This is a genomic window from Photobacterium sp. TLY01, from assembly GCF_021432065.1.
Lineage (GTDB): Bacteria > Pseudomonadota > Gammaproteobacteria > Enterobacterales > Vibrionaceae > Photobacterium > Photobacterium halotolerans_A.
Genome location: NZ_CP090365.1, coordinates 96358 through 113619, shown reverse-complemented (window position 1 = coordinate 113619; position 17262 = coordinate 96358). Strand labels below are relative to the sequence as shown.

The following is a 17262-nucleotide window of genomic DNA, read 5'->3' as shown; positions in this document are numbered from 1 at the left end:
TGGATCTTTCTGTAATGCAAAAGCTTAAATCTCTAACCGGGGTGATGTTTCCCATCGTCCTCTTTGCTCTGCTGTCTCTGATTCTGCTCAGTGTGTCCCGCGTTGTGCTCACTCTCTGGCAGGTTGATCACATTACCAGCTGGCAAGATTGGCCATCAATCCTTTTATCCGGCATCAGAGTCGATGTCGCGACACTGTGCTGGCTGTTGATTCTTCCTTCGATGCTATTGGCATTGCTGCCGACGAAAGGGCTTCTGGGCCAGATTTGGTTGTTTATTCTCCGGCTATGGCTGGTGGCGGGCTTGTGGATTCTGGTTTACATGGAACTGGCGACCCCAAGCTTTATTACCGAATATAATTTGCGTCCAAACCGTTTATTCATTGAATACCTGGTTTATCCGAAAGAAGTCTTCAGCATGTTGTGGGTGGGCTATAAGCTGGAATTGGCTGTCGGACTGATTGGTTCAGTACTCACCCTGTGCCTTGGCTGGTTGCTCAGTGGCTATGCTGTGCGTGATTTGAACGCTCCCCGCTGGTACTGGCGTCCTGTGCTGGCTGTTTTTGTGGTCATTCTTGGTGTGATGGGCGCCCGTTCAACTTTCCAGCACCGGCCGCTGAATCCGGCCATGGTGGCGTTTTCTACCGATCCGCTGCTGAACGATCTGACACTGAACTCCTCTTATTCGGTCATTTTTGCTGCCAAGAATATGGCCTCAGAAAAAAATGCGGAAGAGTTTTACGGATCCATGCCGCTTGAGGACATCATTGCGACAGTGCGTGCGTCGTCTGGCCGTCCCGAGGCTTTCTTATCAGATGATATTCCAACACTGAATACTAATCTGCCAACAGTTGAAGGTCAGAAAAATCTGGTGATTCTGCTTCAGGAAAGTCTGGGTGCACGTTTTGTCGGTGGCTTAGGTGGCTTGCCGCTCACGCCGAATCTGGATGCCCTGATGCAAGAAGGCTGGAATTTCACTCAGGTGTATGCCACAGGAACGCGCTCAGTACGGGGGATTGAAGCGATGACAACCGGCTTTACACCCACGCCTTCCCGTGCGGTTGTGAAGTTAAGCAAAAGCCAGACTGGGTTTTATACCATTGCCGAGCTGCTGGATCGCCAGGGTTACCACACCCAGTTCATCTACGGTGGAGAAAGCCATTTTGACAATATGAAGTCTTTCTTCCTGGGTAATGGCTTTGAAGATATTGTGGATTTGCCTGACTTCGTCAATCCTAAATTTGTCGGCTCATGGGGCGCGTCCGATCAGGATCTGTATGACATGGCAGATAAACAATTCACCAAGCTGCATCAAACGGGTCAGCCTTTCTTTAGCTTAGTGTTCACCAGTAGTAACCACTCACCCTACGAATTTCCTGATGGTGAAATCGAACTGTACGAACAACCTGAGCATACCCGCAATAATGCGGTGAAGTATTCCGATAAAGCTTTAGGCGAGTTCTTCGCCAAAGCCAAGCAATCGGAATACTGGAAAGACACGGTATTTATTGTGATTGCCGATCATGATGCCCGTGCCGAAGGCAATGTCCCGGTTCCGGTCGATCGCTTTCATATTCCGGCCGTTATTCTGGGTGGAGATATTCAGCCTCGTCAGGACGACCGCCTGGCCAGCAACATCGATATGGCTCCGACGCTGCTGTCACTGATTGGTGCAGATAACACCTCGCCGATGATTGGCCATGACATGACCAAAGAGATCGCGCCGGAATATCAGCGTGCAATGATGCAGTTCGACAAAAACTTCGGGTATCTGACCAGAGATAAACTGGTTGTGCTGCAACCGGGTAAAGCGCCTATTGGCTACCAGTATGATTTTTCCCGGCAGACGTTACTCCCTTCAGACATTACCGAGCAGGAATCCCAGCGTGCGCTGGCCCATGCTTTGCTGGGCGGCAAACTCTATCGGGAAGGGCGTTATCGTCTGCCACCGCAGACGGATCAGCAGCAAGCGATGGCCGTGAGCCACTAAATGATTGAGCCGCCTCTCAAAAGGCGGCTTTTTAGTACTTGTGTGTCACACCAGGGAAATCAGGTACTACAGTTGAGCGTATCACGGGTGTTACGCTCAACTTCAGTTCTGTTGTCGGTAATGAATCAGGAGAGGTGTCATGACAGCGGTTTGGATTATTGCCATTATCTTTGGTGCGCTGATTGTCCAGCAATACCTTCGTCTGCAGGCGAAACAGAAGGACAGGGAGCGTCTTGCCAGTCAGGAAGCGGAAGCTTTGCGAGCGGAAATGACCGAACTCAGAGAGCGGCTGTCGGTACTGGAGAAGATCATTACCGACAAGGGCTATCAGGTGAAAGAAGACATAGACCAACTGCCTTAACCGGTTAAATCACTGCAGACTGCGCCATACTGGACTGGCTCAGGTTATGTTCCAGTTTGTCCAGTAACGGTCCGGATCGCATCAAGATCAACTCTGCTTCTTCTGAGGGAACAAATTGCCCCTGAGAGGCGGCGTTGCCTAGCTTAACGATATCGAGCAGGGCATCGGCCAAGTGCTGATTAATCACGTTTTCTTTTGCCAGTTTGTGCAGCCTCGCAGGCAGAGAATAAGGGCTTGAGCGCAAATCCGGGTGATAGCGGCGGACGATTTTTTCTATTTCTACCCGTAAGGCGATAAAGGCAAGGGCTGTATCCACACCCTGATACCCACTGGATTGCCCGGAGTCATCGATTTCAGCAGCAGCCTGCTCTACTTTTTCCAGCGCGTTTTTCATTTCAACTTTAATTCCCCCTGGCAACTCCAGCGATTTCAGGTAAGGAAATACCCAGGGCAGGGTGGCTAAGACCATCAGGACAATGGTAATGGCATCGACATCGATGGTCTCGACAAACACATGGGTATAGGCCAGAACCAGAAAGACGAGGGAAAACGCGGATGCAATGATCATAACAGCCTTCCTTGCTGAGAAAACTTTCACTGGTTGGTGACTAAAACCACGCCAAATGATCGGATGAAAAACGACATCAATTTGTCAGTGGTGTTCATGAATGTAGCAGGAAAAACAATTATACGTGTTTCATATAGTGGCCGGGCGTGATGCCCATGGCACTTTTGAAATGACGGTGAAAATGGCTCTGGTCGTGAAACCCGGCTTCTGCGGCAGCATCTTTGATCGACAATCCGCGTTTGAGCATTTGCCGGGCAACTCTGAGTCTGGCCTGAATCTGATAGGCGTGCGGCGGTAAACCAAATTGGCGTTTGAAGGCCCGCACCAGGCTGAAAGGCGTCATGCAGGCCAGGGCTGCCAGCTCAGTCAGGCTGACCGGCCACTGCGGGTACTCATCCAGAAATTCTTTCACCAGATACAGCGATTGTGCTGAACCTTTGGTCGGTTTGATGTTCAGCCGGGAGCCGCCATGCTTGAGGACCAGCTGCGTCAGTGTGGTGTAGATCAGGGTTTCTCTGAGCAGGGTATCCTCAGAGTGGTCGAGCGTATTGAACAAGTGACGTAAACTGGCGGCTAATGCATCATCTTTCACCACGGACTGCCGGAAGTAAGGCGCGCCGTATTCAGGCTGTCCTAAATCCTGGCTGATTTGTTCAAAATGCTGAGGTAACGGATACAGGGCGCGATAACTCCAGCCCGTTTCCGTAGCGGAATAGCCTGTGTGAATCTCGTCTGCGTTCACCAGAATAATGGTGTTTTGCGGGGCCAGGTGTTCGGCGCCGTTGTGGTAAAAGCCCTGAGCACCTTCACTGATCACACCGACGCAATACCCTTCGTGAGCATGGCGGGAAAAAGTCTGTTCAATATAATCAGCATTCAGATATGCCAGACCATCCAGTTCATTCACATGGCCGTATGTGATCTTCGTTTTCTGCCTGCCCATGATCCTGCCTTTGTCTACCCGTGTTATCCGGCACTTTATCTTAATTGTCCGCGGGCTGTTTTGTACGAAATTGACTTTTCGTAATCCGCCAGTGTGAGCAAGAACCCTAAACTCTGTCTATCTCAATGCCTTTTTCGGCAAAATCATGCAGGCTGCTGTCCGACAGGGCCTGGTCAGTGATGACTTTGTCAAAGCTACTGATGTCCAGCGCATGAAAGGTCGCCACCTTGCCGTACTTTGACGCGTCTGTAACCAGATAATTGGTTTTGGCTGCCGCCACAATCGCCCGTTTCACCGTGACTTTGTCTTCGCTGGGCGTAGAGATGCCGCGTTGATTCCAGGACGACGATGAGATGAAGGCCATATCTACATTCATTTCCCTTAACAGGGACACCGCTTTGTCTCCCACACAGGATTGATTATGGCGATCGACTTTTCCGCCAGTGTGATAAAGCATGCAATCCGAGTGCGCCATCAGATACGCGGCAATGGCGAAATCATTGGTGATCACGGTCAGATCATCTCTTTGGTTTAACTGGTGCGCGATTTCCAGCGTTGTGGTGCCTGCATCCAGATAAATCGTACTGTGCGGCTTGATATAGCTGGCCGCATGCTGCCCGATCCTGGCTTTCTCATCTCGTTGCTGGGCGATTTTATCGTCGTGGGGCAACTCGATGTGAATCGATTCAGACAGCTGCACGCCTCCTGAAACAGACATCACCCGGCCATCGGCCTCCAGCTTGGCAATATCACGGCGTATCGTCATGTGCGATACATCCAGGTGTTGGGTCAGCTCATTGATGCTGATGACTTGTTGGTTTCCTAATAAGGCCAGGATGGCGCGTTGACGTTCAGCAGGAATCATAGGGGTTTTTCGCTCACACTGATCAATAACGGCATCAAGTCTAACACGTTAGCACGTCACTGGTGTGAATTTTTGTTAGTCATGGTGAGAATGTGTGAAACATAACCGACTGATTTTTATCAATTAGGTGTGAATTTATTGATTTTTTCATCGAGAAGATCAGATCGGAGGTGTCTGCCTGTGTTAATTTTTGTGACGAACTCGGCAGAATGATCCTGAGTCAGCACCTAGAATCACAAACATGAACATTAATTCACAAAATATAACAAAGGGCCTGCACAATGAGTAAAATGCATTCTGTTGCCGTGATCGGACTGGGTTCTATGGGGATGGGCGTTGCAACGTCCTGTATCCGGGCCGGGTTTGATGTCTACGGTATTGATCTGAGCGATGCGGCTCGTCAGGCACTGGCTACTGCGGGTGCAAAGGGCACATCTCACCAATGCACGGATTTTGCCGCTCAGCTTGATGCCGTGATTGTGCTGGTGGTCAATGCGAAGCAGGTGAACGCTGTATTGTTTGAGTCGGGACTGGCTGCCTCACTCAAAGCCGGTACGCCTGTCATGGTGTGCGCCACGATTTCTGCCGACGATGCCAAAGCGATTGCAGCCAAACTGGCACAGTACGACTTATGCATGCTCGATGCCCCTGTGTCGGGCGGTGCAGCCAAAGCGGCCAGCGGGGAGCTGACAGTGATGGCATCCGGTGAGCCGCGTGTGTTTGACCACCTGGAACCTGTCCTGAATGCGGTTGCGGCCAAGGTTTACAACGTGGGGCCGGAGATTGGGAAAGGCTCGACGGTGAAAATTATTCACCAGTTGCTGGCTGGCGTTCACATTGCGGTGGGAGCCGAAGCCATGGCTATGGCAGCGCGTGCCGATATTCCGCTGGATCTGATGTACGACGTGGTCACCAACGCGGCTGGCAATTCCTGGATGTTTGAAAACCGCATGAAGCATGTGGTGGAGGGGGATTACACCCCAACCTCAATGGTCGATATTTTTGTCAAAGACCTGGGTTTGGTGGCCGACAGTGCAAAAGCGATGCACTTCCCGCTGCCGCTTGCCAGCACCGCGCTCAATATGTTTACCGAGGCCAGTAATGCTGGCTTTGGTCAGGAAGACGACAGCGCCGTCATCAAGATTTTCTCGGGCATCGAACTGCCGAAAAAGGAGCGTTAATTATGTTACTCGGAGTCATTGCTGACGATTTTACCGGTGCCACTGACATCGCAGGTTTTCTGGTTGCCAACGGCATGAAGACCATTCAGCTCAATGGCGTGCCTGCTGATGCGCTGAGCGCAGACGCCGATGCCGTGGTCATCAGCCTGAAATCCCGCTCCTGCCCTGTGGATCAGGCTGTCACCGATTCTGTGGCGGCATTACGCTGGTTACAAGCTGCCGGTTGTCAGCAGTTTTACTTCAAATACTGCTCAACCTTTGACAGTACAGCCGACGGCAATATTGGACCGGTCACCGATGCCTTACTGGCGGAACTGAATGAATCTTTTACTGTGATTTGTCCATCGCTTCCGGTCAACGGCCGTACCGTCTGTCACGGCAACCTGTTTGTCAACGGAGAGCTGCTGAGCGAATCCGGTATGCGTCATCACCCGGTGACCCCCATGACGGATGCCAACCTGATGCGACTGATGAATGCCCAGGCGCAGGGTGTGAGCGGACTGGTGGATTATCAGACCATAGATCAAGGCACAAGTGCGGTAGTGACAGCCTTTGACCAGCTGCAAGCTCAGGGCGTGCAGTACGCTGTGCTTGATACGCTCAACAATCAGCATCTGGTCACTATTGGTGAAGCCTGTAAAAACCTCAAATTGGTGACAGGTGGCTCAGGGCTGGCTGCCGGTATCGCCCGAAACTGGGTAACGGCGCAGTCCGGGCAGGCCGAAGCACTGTCAGCTGGTCATCCGCAAGCCGGTAAAACCGTGGTGCTGTCGGGGTCGTGTTCCGTGATGACCAACAAGCAAGTGGGACAGTATCAACGTGTGGCGCCGCACTTTGCTTTGGATGTCAAAGCCTGCCTGACTGATGACAATTACGGTAACACAGTGTGTGACTGGGTGCTGGAGAACCTGGGCGGTGAATACGCGCCTATGGTGTTCGCGACCGCCAACCCTGAAATGCTGAAAATCATTCAGGCCGAATACGGAGCACAGGCGTCCAGCCAGGCTGTGGAGCAGTTCTTCAGCCAGCTGGCACACCGGCTGCGTGAACAGGGTGTGCGTAACTTTATTGTGGCTGGCGGTGAAACATCCGGGGTGGTCACTCAGAGTCTGGGCGTGAAAGGTTTCCATATTGGCCCGCAAATCGCTCCGGGGGTGCCCTGGGTGACGGCAATCGATCAGGAGCTGTCGCTGGCACTGAAATCCGGCAACTTTGGTGACGAATCATTTTTTACGACTGCACAAGGATTTTTCCATGACTGAACAAGCGTTAAGAGAAGACATGGTGACGCTTGCCCGTTCGATGTTTGAGCGGGGCTATGCCACCGGTGGGGCAGGGAATCTGTCTCTTAAACTCCCTGACGGCAATTTTCTGACCACGCCGACAGGCTCTTCCTTCGGACGTTTGGTGGCGGAACGTCTGTCGGTGGTGGATATCGACGGTAATCATTTGTCGGGAGATCGCCCTTCAAAAGAGATTGCATTCCATCTGGCGATTTACCGCAACAGCCCGGATTGTAATGCCATTGTGCATTTGCACTCCACTTACCTGACGGCTTTGTCGTGTCTGGAAGGACTGGATCCTGACAATGCGATTAAACCCTTCACACCGTATTACGTGATGCGGGTTGGTCAGCTGCCGGTGATCCCTTATCTGCGTCCGGGCGATCCGCAAATTGCAACGGAACTGGCCAATCGTGCGGCTGACTACCGTGCATTCCTGCTAGCCAATCACGGCCCGGTCATTACCGGGACAGATCTGCGTGATGCGGTGGATAACGCCGAAGAGCTGGAAGAAACCGCTAAACTGGCGCTGATGCTCGATGGCAAAGCCATTCGTTATCTGACCGATGCGGAAGTCAGCGATCTGAAAGGGAGAGGCAAATAATGGCCAGATTTGCAGCCAACCTCACCATGCTGTTCACTGAAGTGCCTTTTACAGAGCGCTTCGGTCAGGCCAGCAAAGCCGGATTCAAAGCCGTTGAATTTTTGTTTCCCTATGAATATGAAGCGGAATTGTTGGCAGAACAGCTCAGAACACATCAGCTTGAGCAGGCACTCTTTAATATGCCGCCGGGCGATTGGGCGGCGGGTGAGCGTGGCATTGCCGCTCTGCCGGATCGCATTGAAGAGTTTGAGCAAAGTGTTGAGATTGCCCTTCATTACGCGCAGGCACTGAGCTGTAAAAAGGTGCATGCCATGGCAGGTATTCTCAGTCCTGACTTCTCGGTTGAAGCACACAGAGAAACCTTTATCCGTAATTTGCGCTATGCCGCTGATCGCTTTGCCGTACACGGTATCTGCGTGATGATTGAGCCGCTGAACAGCCGTGATGTGCCGGGCTATTTCGTGGCCCATCAGCGTGACGCTGTCGCGCTAATTAAAGCTATCGACCGACCGAATGTGAAACTGCAGTTCGATGTGTATCACGCGCAAATCATGGACGGCGATCTGTCTGTTCTGATCAAAGAGGTCGCGGATTACATCGGCCATGTGCAGATAGCATCTGTGCCAAGCCGTAATGAACCCTACGAGGGTGAAGTGAATTACCCCTTCCTGTTCGGCGAGCTGGACAAGTCGGGTTATCAGGACTGGATCGGGTGTGAGTACAACCCGCGACAAGGCACACTAGAAGGCCTGGGCTGGGTAACACCTTATCTGTAAACGGAGCAATGAATAAACGGACCTGTTTGTAAACGGAAGCCGACATCGACAATTTCGTCAACAGACTTAAGACAAGATAGAAGAGAGCAAGGACATCCCCTATGAAAATAATTATTACAGGCGGGGCAGGCTTTTTAGGAGCCATGCTTACCGACACCCTGCTACAACGTTATGACGACATCGAGCGAATCAAGATAGTGGATCGCATCGCCCCGGATCTGAGTCAGTTCGACAGCCGTGTCAGTGCGGTTGTGGGCGACATTACTCACCCGGCAGATATTGATTCGCTGATTGATGCCGACACCACCCATGTTTTCCATCTGGCGGCGATTGTGTCGAGCCATGCCGAAGAAGATTTCGATCTCGGTATGAAAGTGAATTTGCTGGCCACCCAGCTATTGCTGGAAAAATGCCGTCAGGTGAATCCGGCGATCCGCTTTGTGTTCTCCAGTTCACTGGCGGTGTTTGGTGGCGAGCTGCCGGATCTGATTGAGCCTATGACGGCGACTCAACCTAGCTCTTCTTACGGGACGCAAAAAGCCATCGGTGAGTTGCTGGTTAACGACTACGGCCGTAAAGGTTTTGTCGATGCCATTACTGTGCGCCTGCCGACTATTTGTATTCGCCCGGGTTTGCCGAACAAAGCGGCGTCGTCTTTTGTCAGCGGGATCATCCGTGAACCGCTGAAAGGCGAAACGTCAAACTGCCCGGTTGAGCCAACGCTGCCACTGTGGATTTCCAGCCCGGAAACAGTGATCGATAACATTATCCATGCCAGCCAGTTACCGGCTGACGCCATCAAAGGTTATCGTACCTTTAATCTGCCTGGTATTCAGGTGACGCCTGCAGAGATGATCGCGGCCATGACAGAGACGGTGGGCGCCGGGTTTGCTGAGCGTGTGAGCTACGAGGCGGATGCCGCGATTGCCCGGATTGTCGGCAGCTGGCCGAAAGGGTTTAATAATGCGTCGGAACTGACGTTGGGTTTTAAAGCGGATAAGGATTTCCAGTCGGTACTTAAGGCGTATTTAGCTAAGTATCCGGTACGCGAAGAGGAGGCGATCTAATGTTACCCATTTCTGTTATAGGTTTAATTATTGCGGTTTTTGTACTGATTTTTCTGGTGCTGAGAACCCGTGTTCACGTCTTAATCGCGATGCTGGCTGCGGCTTGTATTGCCGGTTTGATTGGCGGGCTGAGTGTGGACGACACCATGTCGGCGATCAGTAAAGGGTTCGGCGGTACGCTGGGCGGTATTGGTATCGTGATTGGTCTGGGTGTCATGATGGGTGCCATTCTCGAAACTTCCGGTGCCGGTGAGTCCATTGCCTATCACTTCATCAAATGGCTGGGCAAGAAGAAAGAGGAGATGGCACTGGCGATTACCGGTTATATCGTCAGTATCCCTGTGTTCGTCGACAGTGCACTGATCATCCTGTATCCGATTGCGAAGTCACTGTCTAAAACCTCTGGCCGTTCCATTCTGACACTGACTGTTGCCCTGGCTGGTGGTCTGGTTGTAGCGCACCACTGTATTCCGCCGACACCTGGTCCGCTGGGCGTTGCCAGTATTTTCGGTGTTGATATCGCCTCTATGCTGGGTCTGGGTCTGGTGATTGCGCTGCCATCTATCTACGGCATTGTGATGTATGCCCGCTGGTTAGAAAAGCACTTCCCGGAATATGCGACACCTGTTTCTCTGCCGCAGGAATCTGATGACCTGAAGAAAGTGCATGACGAGTACATGGCATCCAAAGCCACGAAAAATCTGCCTTCGCTGATGAAATCTATCATGCCGATTGCGGTGCCGATTCTGCTGATTCTGGTGAAATCGCTGGCAAGCCTGCTGGAAAAACAGTTGGGATTTGACGGGTTGTCGGAAAGCGCGCTGGGCGCGGTGATCAACTTTGTCGGCCATCCTGTGATTGCCTTGTCTATCAGTACGCTGCTGGCGGTTTATACCCTGACACCGTATCTGGACAAAGAAACCACGACCCGCAAGCTGGAAGAAGGGATTTCCACCTCAGGGATTATCCTGCTGGTGACTGGTGCAGGTGGTGCGCTGGGCAGCGTACTGCGTGAATCGGGTGCGGGTACTGAAATCGCCAACCAGATTGCGGCACTGTCTATTTCACCCATCATGATCCCGTTCATCATCGCGACTCTGGTCCGTGTGATTCAGGGCAGCGGCACGGTATCCATGATCACCGCAGCATCGATTTCTGCGCCGGTTCTGGCTGAAATGGAAGGCATCAACATGCTTTTTGCCGCATCTGCCGCGACCATGGGCAGTTTGTTTGCCGGTTACTTCAACGACAGCCTGTTCCACATCGTGAACCGTCTGATGGGTGTGACCGAAGTGCGTAAGCAACTGGTGATCTGGACGGTACCGACGACCATCGCCTGGTCAATCGGCGGTTCGCTGGTGATGATTCTGAACCTGATCTTCGGCAGCCAGGGCAGTGTGTTCGACCCGGTTGTACCACTGTTGTTCCTGGCGGGTTGTATCTACTTCGTAAAGTCGCAAAGTAAACCGGCAGCAGAGGTCGCCGCCAGTAATTAAGCTGCGATGTTCGTGTGTTGATTGATGTATCGCTTTACGTGTTACAGCCCCCGGTTGCGGGGGCTTATTTTGTTTGTCCTGCGAAGCTGGCAATGCTCGCCTGTTTGAGATCTTCAGCTTTGCATTCAATAATGACCGATAAAAAGCAGGTAAATAGAAAAAGACATTCATATATCGTGATTGCGATCTATGTTTCGCACATGTTGCAAATGGCTTGTTATGTGTGGCATTTGGATTCACCACTAATCAGGTAATATAAAGTCATAAGGGGTGGAAATTGGGAAGGGTTCATAATGCAAAGTATGGCTGTGAATGCTTCAGATTTAATGTATGTACAAGATACAGATAGTCTTTCCAAGCACTCATCGTGATTAAAACAGGCAGTTAGACGGTGATATGATGAGAGTTTTGATTGTAGAAGATGACAGACTGATCAGTGAATCCCTCGAACAGCGTTTTAAAGACTTAGGCCATGGGGTGGACACCGCCTATGATGGGCAAGTTGCGTATTCGTTGGTAGCACACACACGGTATGATCTCGTGATTCTGGATCTCAATTTGCCGAACCGTTCGGGAGAGGCGATCACGAAAAAAATTCGTCAGCACGGTAATACGCCGATCCTCATATTGACCGCACGTAATGAAGTGTTTGATCGGATTGAATTGCTCGACTTAGGGGCCGATGACTACTTAACAAAGCCTTTTGATTTGGGGGAACTGGAAGCCCGCTGTCGTTCTATTGTGCGCCGTAGTCAAGGTAACGATCAAAACGTGATAGAGATTGGTGATATCACCTTTGATAGCGCGAGTGCCCGTGTGCAAATCCAAGGGCAGGAGATTGATTTAAAAAACCGAGAATATCGTCTACTCGAAGTGTTTGTGAGTCATCCTAATCGTGTTTTAAGTAAAGATGAAATCATCGATCACTTGTACGGCTATGATAATCCTCCCAATCAGAACGCCATTGAAACGTACGTTGGCCGGTTACGTAAGTCGCTCAGTGCAAGTCGTGTCGAAATAAAAACGCTGCGCGGCTTAGGGTATGTTCTCTCTGTGAAACAACCATGATTGCCGTTCCATTTCGGTTTTCGACCAGGTCGCTGCGTTCTCAGCTCTTGGTGTACTCAGCGGGCTTACTTTTGGTCATCGGTCTGCTCGCATTGATGGTTGTAAAGCGTTTTGCGTTTGAAACAGCCCAAAGCACATTTGACCGGCCATTGGCCAATTCTGCGTTGCAACTATTAGAAGAAGTGCGGCTTGAAGGTGGGGAGCTGGCTATTGATATGCCTTTTTCTGCGTTTAGCGGACTCGCTGATGCGCCTCGCGACAAGGTGTTTTATCTGATCGCCACCAAACAGCAAGCCTATGTAACCGGTTATCAAGAATTACTGGCCAATGACACGGTACGTCAAAAAATTCAGACATATACCATGCAATTGGAAACGTCACCTGAGTATTTTGATCTTAAGTTTCGAGGCGAATACTTACGTGCTGCACTTGTGGGGCGAGTGATCTACACGCGAAATGGTCCGCAACAAGTGTTGGTGCTGGTGGGGCAGACGGCTGAAGCGCGTACAAAGTGGGAGCACCAACTTTCAGACGTCGCGTTAAAATTGATCACCGCTGTGATTCTTTGCACCATCATTGTCATTGTTCTTTTGATTTATCAGGTGCTTAAGCCGGTAAAATTGCTCAATCAAAAAATGATGAAGCGATCGAACATAGATCTGACACCGATTGATCTGGATGTGCCAGAAGAAGTCAGTCACCTGGTCAAAAGCATCAACATATTCATGGGGCAGTTAGACGAAACGCTGTCTAATCTGAAAAATTTCACCAGCGAAGCGGCGCATCAATTGAAAACCCCATTAGCGGGAATGCGGGTACAAGTTGAGTTACTGCACAGTCGGGAAACGACCGCCGAAACGGAACGTGCTTTGGCCCGTGTGCTGGAGGCGTGTGATGTGCTTGAACGCACGATCGAACAATTACTCAATCAAGCCACCATTAAACATCGATATCGCAGCATCGAACCTCAGACCATTCACATAAACGCATTGGTTGAAAACGTGTGCCGTTCTTTAGCCATACAAGCATTGGCACGAGATATTGAATTAAGCTTGCAACAAGACGCTCAATTTACGATTGTCGGTGATGCCTTTGGTGTCGAGCAAATGCTGTTAAATCTTATCGAGAATGCGATCAAATATTCCCCTGGCGGTAAGTCAGTGGAGGTGGAAGTGGTACGGCGAGGTTCGAAAGCCAGTATCGTGATCCGGGATTTTGGTCCGGGTATCGCAGATAAAGACAAGTCTTTGGTGTTTGAGCGTTTCCACCGGCTTCCTGGCGGTGAACAATCGGGGACTGGGCTGGGTATGAGTATCGCCGCGGATGTCGCTGAGCATTGTCGGGCTCTGCTTTTGCTTAAAGACACCGTCCCGAACGGGCTGACAGTGGAAATTCAATTTCCTTACAAAACATGGCAGGAGGCTGAATGACGCTATTGAAGGGCATCATTGGGGTGTGTTTGCTTTTTGCGAGCACACTGGTGGATGCGAAACCAACCAACAGCCCTCCTGTTACGTTAAGGGTATTTGGCGCTGCATACTTATCGGAAATGAAACCGCTTTTGGATGATTTTTCGATGCGAAACCCGGACATTAATGTGCAGTACCGCTGGATGAGCAGTGAAGATCTCGATAGCTACATTCGCTCCAATGCCGAACCACAGCCTGATATTACGATCAGCTCAGTAATGCATTTGCAATTACGTCTGGTAAACGATGGTTATGCGCTAGAGCATGATCAACTCCTTGCTCAAGAGACATCAGAAAACAGCCCATTTCCAATCTGGAGTCAATGGAGAAACGCTTTGTTTGGATTCAGCTTCGAACCTGCTGTCGTGGTGTTCAATAAAGCGTTTATGCAAGACAAAGAGCTACCCACCAATCGTACTGAGTTACTCGGTTTTATTCGGCAGCACAGCGATGAACTGATGGGGCGCATCGGATTGTTTGACATAAGAAAAGTGGGAGTTGGCTATTTATTGTGGTCCTTTGAACGCCAACAAGCGCGTAATTATGGTCAATTCCTCGAGTTATTTAATTATCACTATGCTCGTACCTTTGACAGTACGCGCAGTATGCTCAGAGCAGTAAGCCTGGGTCAAATTGCCATGTCCTACCAAGTCGTCGGCTCTTATGCCAACAGTTGGTTAAAATTACACGACGATATCGTGGTGGTGCCGATGGAAGATTACACACCGGTTATTATGCGTACCGCATTCATTAACCGCACGACCCAAAACACGGAGCAAGCGAAACAGTTCATCAGCTATCTGCTCTCATCACCGGGTCAATGGGTGATGGCAGAGCAGACCAATATGCCACCTATCCGTTTGGATGTGACGGGAAAGAAGTCCGCCCAATATATGAGAGAAGCGTTTGCAGATCAGTTAAAGCCGCTGCCTCTGGACGTTCGGCTATTGGTGTTTGCTGATAAGAGTAAAAAAGAGATAGTGATCACTGAGTGGGAAAACGCCCTTAAAAATTACGACTAACGCCTAACAACTCCTTCCTCTTCCTGTCAGTAAGTCAGTGATATGACAGGTTCGTTTTGTAGCGTCTTACCACCACTTTCAAGGGTGAAAGTGGGTAAATGGTAAGGAGCTCTCATCATGTTTGATAGTCAATTTATCCCTTGTATGCTGATTCGTGGTGGCACCTCAAAAGGTGTTTATTTTCTTTCCCGCGATCTGCCCGACGAGCCGACGTTGCGAGACCAGATGCTCATCAAAATCATGGGTTCCGGTGATGTTCAACAAATTAACGGTATTGGTGGCGGCACGACACTCACCAGTAAAGTTGGCATTATCTCGCCCTCACCGGCATCGGGGGTCGATCTCGATTATTTGTTTGCCCAGGTAGGCGTTGAAGAACAGGTCGTGGATACCAAACCTTCGTGCGGAAACATTCTGTCTGGCGTGTTGGCGTTTGCGGTAGAAAAAGGCTTGATCCAACTTGATGAAACGAGCACAACCGTACGCGTGAGAAACCTCAATACAGACACCATCATCGAAGTGACCGCAGAAACACCAAACCGAACGTTGCGTTTTGATGGTTCGACATCAATAGATGGCGTACCGGGAACGGCTTCACCCGTATTACTTAACTTCTTAGACGTTGGCGGAGCAAAAACGGGCAGGTTGTTCCCGACCGGCTACACCACAGAAACCATTCTCGGCTTCACGGTCAGCTGCGTGGACGCAGCCGTTCCTATGGTACACATTGCCGCGCATGAACTGGGCATCAATGGCGATGAGTGTAAGCAAGACATCGATAACAACCGCCCGCTTTTGGAAAAAGTTGAAGCCATTCGCTTGATTGCCGGAGAGCGCATGGGGCTAGGGGATGTCTCAGGCAGTGTGATCCCAAAAGTGGCGATTCTGTCCGCGCCCAAACAGGGCGGCACTATCACCTCACGCTACCTGGTGCCACACAATTGTCATGCCAGTCATGCCGTTACCGGTGCCATTTGCGTAGGGGCGGCTGCGCTTATTGAAAACACCATTGCACATCAATTGGCGAGTCTAACAAATGACAGTGCAGTCTGCATTGAGCATCCGAGTGGCAAAATCGAAGTCAAAATTGCCCTGATACCAGGGGGTGAGGAACCCATAATTGCGCAAGCTGCACTGGTGAGGACAGCGCGCCCGCTCTTTAAAGGAGAAGTTTTTATCGGATAAGGCCTGTTTGCAGCGCTGTTACATCCGCAAACATGCTTACCACGCGATCTCTGTAACACTTTTGTTAATAAAAAGTGACGTGTCAGTTTGGTGACAGTTTTGCGTCTTAGGGTGTGAACATCGCTCTCACGCGATTTGAATTCGATGCTGCCATGACAGAATTGAGGAAAATCCTATGTTACTGAACGATTTTTTTAATAAAGCCAAGTTATGCCTCAGCTGCCCGCTTGTATCCACTGCACTGATGACGATGCCTTTCATGTCGCCTGTTTATGCTCAGTCTGTGAGCTTTGAGGGAGAGCGTATACAAGTGACTGTGCCATATAAAGAAGGTGGAGGTACCGATACTTGGGGGCGATTTTTTGGCCCTTATTTCACTCAGGCGCTTCCGGGCGAGCCGATCGTGATGATCAAAAATATACCTGGCGGAGGGTCGACAAAGGGGGCTAACCAGTTTGCCAGACAAGCGAAAGATGATGGATTGGATGTGCTCGCAAGCTCTGCTTCAACGCATTACACCTATTTGTTGAATGATCGCCGAGTGAGGTACGACTACCACGAGTGGTCGCCAGTATTGGCATCTCCTACAGGTGGCGTGGTTTATGTGTCCAAGGATGTAGGGGTGGCCAATGCACAAGAATTTGTTGATAAGCTGGATACCTTATCATTCAAATACGCGAGCCAGGGGGCGACTTCGATCGATTTGGTGCCATTATTGGCCTTTGATCTCCTCGGTGCAGACGTTCAGGCTGTATTTGGAATGAAAGGCCGTGGAGCCGGGCGTCTCGCGTTCGAGCGTGGAGAGGTGAATTTAGATTCGCAAACCAGTTCGGCCTATTTAAAAAAGGTCGCGCCATTGGTTGAAGAAGGAAAGGCGATACCACTGTTCAGTTTTGGTGTGATTGATGATGAAGGCCGCATACAGCGCGATCCTAACTTCCCGGATTTGCCGCATTTCGGCGAAGTGTATGCCATGGCAAAAGGTGACACGACAACCTCTCAGGGCTTTCAGGTTTGGCGATCATTCTTTATCGCTGGATTTGTCGCACAAAAAGTTTTCTTCTTGCCGAAGTCTACGCCAGAAAAGATCAAACAGGCGTGGCGAGAATCCATGAGCAAACTTATCACCCAACCAGAATTTCAGGCCAGAGCCGAGGACGTTCTGGGAAACTACGAGCCTTTAACGGGTGTAAAAGCCGATGCTGCGGTTGAAAGTATTTTGTCACTCGACGACACCAGCAAAGCATGGGTGACCAGTTGGTTGAAAGAGAAATACAACACCAGGTTGTAACACGATCGGTCTGTGGCGGGCTCTTGTTCTCGGCAAACAAACCCGCCACCCCCTTCTCTCATTTCTACAGACTCTCTGGGCTTCGGGTTGAAACC

At 50.6% G+C, this 17262-nt stretch carries 16 protein-coding genes; 13 read left to right on the top strand and 3 right to left on the bottom strand.

What is annotated here, in order from left to right; translation table 11 throughout:
* Window positions 1-14 precede the first annotated feature (14 nt).
* Both LN341_RS16140 and LN341_RS16135 read left to right on the top strand, forming a co-directional pair.
* Window positions 15-1988: an LTA synthase family protein gene (locus LN341_RS16140; protein ID WP_234205972.1), complete on the top strand. Its 1974-nt coding sequence runs from the start codon at window positions 15-17 to the stop codon at window positions 1986-1988.
* A gap of 139 nt (window positions 1989-2127) precedes the next feature.
* Window positions 2128-2349: a hypothetical protein gene (locus LN341_RS16135; RefSeq protein ID WP_046222454.1), complete on the top strand. Its 222-nt coding sequence runs from the start codon at window positions 2128-2130 to the stop codon at window positions 2347-2349.
* 4 nt (window positions 2350-2353) lie between these two features.
* Here LN341_RS16135 and LN341_RS16130 read toward each other — a convergent pair whose 3' ends face one another.
* The 3 genes from LN341_RS16130 to LN341_RS16120 all read right to left on the bottom strand — a co-directional run bounded on the left by LN341_RS16130 (window position 2354) and on the right by LN341_RS16120 (window position 4725).
* Complete coding sequence (locus LN341_RS16130) at window positions 2354-2917, bottom strand: DUF4145 domain-containing protein (protein WP_046222453.1); 564 nt, start codon at window positions 2915-2917, stop codon at window positions 2354-2356.
* A 118-nt stretch (window positions 2918-3035) separates the two neighbouring features.
* Window positions 3036-3860 (bottom strand): AraC family transcriptional regulator, encoded by an 825-nt coding sequence (locus LN341_RS16125; RefSeq protein WP_046222452.1) that lies wholly within the window; start codon window positions 3858-3860, stop codon window positions 3036-3038.
* 106 nt (window positions 3861-3966) lie between these two features.
* Window positions 3967-4725 carry a DeoR/GlpR family DNA-binding transcription regulator gene (locus LN341_RS16120; RefSeq protein WP_234205970.1) on the bottom strand — a complete coding sequence of 253 codons (759 nt, stop codon included), beginning with the start codon at window positions 4723-4725 and terminating at the stop codon, window positions 3967-3969.
* Between the two features lie 281 nt (window positions 4726-5006).
* On the opposite strand from LN341_RS16120, the gene ltnD reads away from it, so the two are divergent.
* From ltnD to LN341_RS16065, 11 genes are all read left to right on the top strand, one after another.
* Window positions 5007-5906: an L-threonate dehydrogenase gene (gene ltnD, locus LN341_RS16115; protein WP_234205968.1), complete on the top strand. Its 900-nt coding sequence runs from the start codon at window positions 5007-5009 to the stop codon at window positions 5904-5906.
* 2 nt (window positions 5907-5908) lie between these two features.
* The gene (gene otnK, locus LN341_RS16110) at window positions 5909-7168 is read left to right on the top strand and encodes a 3-oxo-tetronate kinase (RefSeq protein WP_234205966.1); all 1260 of its coding nucleotides are present in this window, start codon (window positions 5909-5911) and stop codon (window positions 7166-7168) included.
* Window positions 7161-7793 carry an aldolase gene (locus tag LN341_RS16105; protein ID WP_027254286.1) on the top strand — a complete coding sequence of 211 codons (633 nt, stop codon included), beginning with the start codon at window positions 7161-7163 and terminating at the stop codon, window positions 7791-7793. The genes otnK and LN341_RS16105 overlap by 8 nt, the downstream gene beginning before the upstream one ends.
* A complete protein-coding gene (gene otnI / locus LN341_RS16100) occupies window positions 7793-8569 on the top strand; it encodes a 2-oxo-tetronate isomerase (protein ID WP_234205964.1) in 777 nt (258 codons plus the stop codon). Before LN341_RS16105 ends, otnI begins: the two co-directional genes overlap by 1 nt.
* 101 nt (window positions 8570-8670) lie before the next feature.
* Entirely contained in the window at window positions 8671-9636 is a 966-nt protein-coding gene (gene denD / locus LN341_RS16095) for a D-erythronate dehydrogenase (protein WP_234205962.1), read from the top strand.
* Window positions 9636-11132: a GntP family permease gene (locus LN341_RS16090; RefSeq protein WP_046222445.1), complete on the top strand. Its 1497-nt coding sequence runs from the start codon at window positions 9636-9638 to the stop codon at window positions 11130-11132. The genes denD and LN341_RS16090 overlap by 1 nt, the downstream gene beginning before the upstream one ends.
* Window positions 11133-11528: 396 nt before the next feature.
* Window positions 11529-12200, top strand: a complete 672-nt coding sequence (locus LN341_RS16085) for a response regulator transcription factor (RefSeq protein WP_234205961.1) — start codon at window positions 11529-11531, stop codon at window positions 12198-12200.
* On the top strand, window positions 12197-13630 hold the full coding sequence (locus LN341_RS16080) for a sensor histidine kinase (RefSeq protein ID WP_234205959.1): 1434 nt from the start codon (window positions 12197-12199) through the stop codon (window positions 13628-13630). The genes LN341_RS16085 and LN341_RS16080 overlap by 4 nt, the downstream gene beginning before the upstream one ends.
* Window positions 13627-14691 carry an ABC transporter substrate-binding protein gene (locus LN341_RS16075; protein WP_234205958.1) on the top strand — a complete coding sequence of 355 codons (1065 nt, stop codon included), beginning with the start codon at window positions 13627-13629 and terminating at the stop codon, window positions 14689-14691. The genes LN341_RS16080 and LN341_RS16075 overlap by 4 nt, the downstream gene beginning before the upstream one ends.
* 117 nt (window positions 14692-14808) lie before the next feature.
* Window positions 14809-15876, top strand: coding sequence for a 4-oxalomesaconate tautomerase (locus LN341_RS16070; protein WP_234205956.1), 1068 nt, complete (start codon window positions 14809-14811; stop codon window positions 15874-15876).
* Window positions 15877-16051: 175 nt separating this feature from the next.
* Window positions 16052-17167, top strand: coding sequence for a tripartite tricarboxylate transporter substrate binding protein (locus LN341_RS16065; protein WP_234205954.1), 1116 nt, complete (start codon window positions 16052-16054; stop codon window positions 17165-17167).
* Window positions 17168-17262: the final 95 nt, after the last annotated feature.